At 62.4% G+C, this 1,942-nt stretch carries 3 protein-coding genes; all 3 read right to left on the bottom strand.

All coding sequences use genetic code 11. The features are described 5' to 3' along the window. On the bottom strand, window positions 1-383 hold a 383-nt coding region (locus FJ980_RS30195; RefSeq protein ID WP_140547260.1), incomplete at its 3' end, for a 3-hydroxyacyl-CoA dehydrogenase NAD-binding domain-containing protein. A 73-nt stretch (window positions 384-456) separates the two neighbouring features. After that, window positions 457-1,332, bottom strand: coding sequence for a family 16 glycosylhydrolase (locus FJ980_RS30190; protein ID WP_140497181.1), 876 nt, complete (start codon window positions 1,330-1,332; stop codon window positions 457-459). 136 nt (window positions 1,333-1,468) lie between these two features. Further along, window positions 1,469-1,870, bottom strand: a complete 402-nt coding sequence (locus FJ980_RS30185; protein WP_140512927.1) for a hypothetical protein — start codon at window positions 1,868-1,870, stop codon at window positions 1,469-1,471. Window positions 1,871-1,942 lie beyond the last annotated feature (72 nt).

Below are 1,942 nucleotides of genomic sequence, written 5' to 3'. Positions count from 1 at the left end.
TCGCAAGTGCCGACCGGCACGGTCGACTTGCCGACGACGATCTTGGGCGCATCCATTTCCCGGCCGATCGCCTCGGCGACCGCCAGCACATATTTGAGATCGGCCGAGCCATCCTCGCCGGGAGGCGTGCCGACCGCGATCATCTGGATTTCACCATGCCTGCCGGCGGCGGCCGCGTCGGTGGTGAACTTGATGCGGCCGGCGGCATGGTTCTCCCTCACGATGCTTTCCAGGCCCGGCTCGAAAATCGGGACGAGACCTTGATTGAGCCGCTCGACCTTGTTCGCGGCGATGTCGACGCAGACGACCTGGTGGCCCACTTCGGCAAGCACAGCAGCCTGCACGAGACCGACATAGCCGATACCAAACACCGTCAAATTCATTCTGTTTTGTTCCTGTCCAGGGCAGCGGACCGTGTTCGGCCCGGCCGGTTCAAATCGACTTTCCCAATAGGTTCTACTTTACGCTGCATGCCAGCGATTCCGGAAACTGGCAGGGTTCGCCCTGCGCGGTGAAGGCGACGCGCTCGATCTGCAGCGAAAGCTTGCGTCCGGGATCGGCGAATGCGCCCAACCATCCGGTCATCGTATCGCTGCCCCAGAGGCTGAAGAAGATCTTCTGAGCATGGCTGGGCAGCTTTGCCGGATCGGTGATGGTGTTCACCAGCTGGCCGTTGACGTACCAGCGCAAACTGTCCTTCTGCCAGACGAAGGCGTAGTCGTTGAAGGCCTTTTCCGTGCCGCCCGGCACGTCGACCAGCTTCTCGTTCTTGCCCTTGCCGGCGATGTAGGCATTGACCTGCACCTTGGACGTGTCCTTGGTCAGGATCTCGAAGTCGATCTCGTCCCAGGGCTGCTTGTCCGACGGTCCGATATAGGAGAAGAAAGCCGCGTTGAGGCCGGGACCGGTGTCGGTCTTCATGCGCGCCTCGTAGGTGCCGTAGCCGAATCGCTGCTTGGTCTGGATTTCGCCGCAAGCGTAGTCGCGATCCTTCGTCTTCTGCTTCTCGAAACCCAATGACAGCACGCCGTCCGCCAGGCTGACCTGCCCCTTCGCCCAGGTGCAATTCTGATGGCCGCCATTCGTCCAGCCATCGGAGACATACCAGCGCTGGCGGTTGAAGCTGGTGAAATCATCGACGAATGAGGGCGCCGACTTCAGATCCTGCGACCAGGATGGCGCCGGCCCGGCGAACAGGCCAGCGAGAGCGGCCAGCGCGACCAGGGCAGCCCTGCGTCCGGTGGAACCGCCCGGGCGGGCTTGCCTGGCCTGGCGCGTTGACGATATGCCGCGAACTGCGACGGTGAACGTGGTTCTCGGATCCGCATTCATACGAAACTCAACCTTTGCGCTGTGCATCCCCAACCCAAAGTAGCCATTCGAGCCGTTGCCAAACGGCGCTTTCTTTCTCTCGTCAGCCCCTCCCCAAGCTGCCTTCTCGCCTCGCGCCAAATCCACCCTTCAGCTTTCACCCTCTGCCGGCGCCTGCCGGTTTGGCGAGCCCCTCGCTGGCCGTCATATCGGACGACCCGTCCTCATCGAAAACCATATCCAGCGAATGACGAAGCTCCCGGACCATGCCGTTCTGGCGTGACAACGCCGCGATGCGGCGCTCGCAATTCAGAATCGAGGTCGTCAATTCATCGACCTCGGCGGAGCGGCGCGCAGACGCCGAGCCGTTCTCCATGGCCTCGACCAAAAAGGCGGCGTTGGTGGCCGTCGCCTTGTAGCGATTCTCCAGCCCGTTTCGCTCCGCCTCGATCTCGGCCGCGATCTGCTCGAACAGCTTCGCCAGGCGGTCGAGGCGCGAAATGTCGGTCTGGCGGTCGCGGGCCGGATTCCTTGATCTGAAGCCGAATATCGAGGCCATGCGTTCAAAGTCCTATGGTGGTCCGGCCGTCGGCCGGACCCCTTACCGGTTCAATATCGGGCAGTCCGATCG

This window comes from Mesorhizobium sp. B1-1-5, assembly GCF_006443065.1.
Taxonomy (GTDB): domain Bacteria; phylum Pseudomonadota; class Alphaproteobacteria; order Rhizobiales; family Rhizobiaceae; genus Mesorhizobium.
Note: the sequence above shows the minus strand (reverse complement) of the source record. Positions and strands in the feature narration are given on the sequence as shown.

Coding starts and splice junctions, on each gene's coding strand:
- FJ980_RS30190 (WP_140497181.1), bottom strand. CDS start 1,332: ATGAATGCGGATCCGAGAACCACGTTCACCGTCGCAGTTCGCGGCATA.
- FJ980_RS30185 (WP_140512927.1), bottom strand. CDS start 1,870: ATGGCCTCGATATTCGGCTTCAGATCAAGGAATCCGGCCCGCGACCGC.